Below are 1,181 nucleotides of genomic sequence, written 5' to 3' on the forward strand. Positions count from 1 at the left end.
TGTGGGGCTTGCAGTTCGACCGCTAGTAACTGTCCCCGTACTTCACCAACAACGCGGAGACGATCGTGACCCGGCGCGAGGGCCCCTACACCGTAACGCACGTGAAGAAGCTGTCTTCTCTGAAGGCGTTCCTCCCCCTCAGCGTGGCGGTCCTGCGGACTGTCAGGCCGCTGCTGATCATCTCCTAGGACAACGAGGGCGAGGCGCTGGCCACCCGGGTGGTGAACAAGCTGCGCGGCAGCCTGAAGGGCGCGGCGGTCAGGGGGCCGGGCGTCGAGCTGCTCGCCAACGCGGTGAAGGTGACGCTCGGTCCGAAGGGCCGCAACGTCGTGATCGAGAAGAGCTTCGGCGCCCCGCGCATCACCAAGGACGGCGTGACCGTCGCCAAGGAGATCGAGCTCGTCGACAAGTTCGAGAACATGGGCGCCCAGATGGTGCGCGAAGTGGCCTCGAAGTCGAGCGACGCCGCCGGTGACGGCACCACCACCGCGACCGTGCTGGCCGCCTCCATCGTCCGGGAGGGCGTGAAGTACGTCGCCGCCGGCATGAACCCGATGGACCTGAAGCGCGGCATCGATCTGGCGGTGGCCGCGGTCGTGAAGGATATCGGTGCGCGCTCGCGCAAGGTCGCCTCGTCCGACGAGGTTGCCCAGGTCGGCACGATCTCGGCCAACGGCGACAAGGAGATCGGCGAGATGATCGCCCACGCGATGCAGAAGGTGGGCAACGAGGGCGTGATCACGGTCGAGGAGGCCAAGACCGCCGAGACCGAGCTCGACGTGGTCGAGGGCATGCAGTTCGACCGCGGCTACCTGTCCCCGTACTTCATCACCAACGCGGAGAAGATGGTCGCCGAGCTCGAGGACCCCTACATCCTCATCCACGAGAAGAAGCTTTCTTCTCTGCAGGCGATGCTCCCCGTCCTCGAGGCGGTCGTGCAGACTGGCAAGCCGCTGCTGATCATCGCCGAGGACATCGAGGGCGAGGCGCTGGCCACCCTGGTGGTGAACAAGCTGCGCGGCGGCCTGAAGGTCGCGGCGGTCAAGGCGCCGGGCTTCGGTGATCGCCGCAAGGCGATGCTGGAGGACATCGCGATCCTGACCAAGGGCCAGATGATCGCCGAGGATCTGGGCATCAAGCTCGAGAACGTGACGCTGCCCATGCTCGGCCGCGCCAAGCGC

At 66.4% G+C, this 1,181-nt stretch carries 1 protein-coding gene and 1 pseudogene; both read left to right on the top strand.

Annotation, left to right across the window (positions count from 1 at the left end):
- Positions 1-29: 29 nt before the first annotated feature.
- Positions 30-272 (top strand): annotated as a pseudogene (groEL, locus tag MKK75_RS36375) (chaperonin GroEL); the annotation flags it as partial.
- Between the two features lie 6 nt (positions 273-278).
- Positions 279-1,181: chaperonin GroEL (gene groEL, locus MKK75_RS17185; RefSeq protein WP_409567580.1), on the top strand; the 903-nt coding region annotated here is incomplete at its 3' end.

The organism is Methylobacterium sp. J-030, from assembly GCF_022829545.1.
GTDB lineage: Bacteria > Pseudomonadota > Alphaproteobacteria > Rhizobiales > Beijerinckiaceae > Methylobacterium.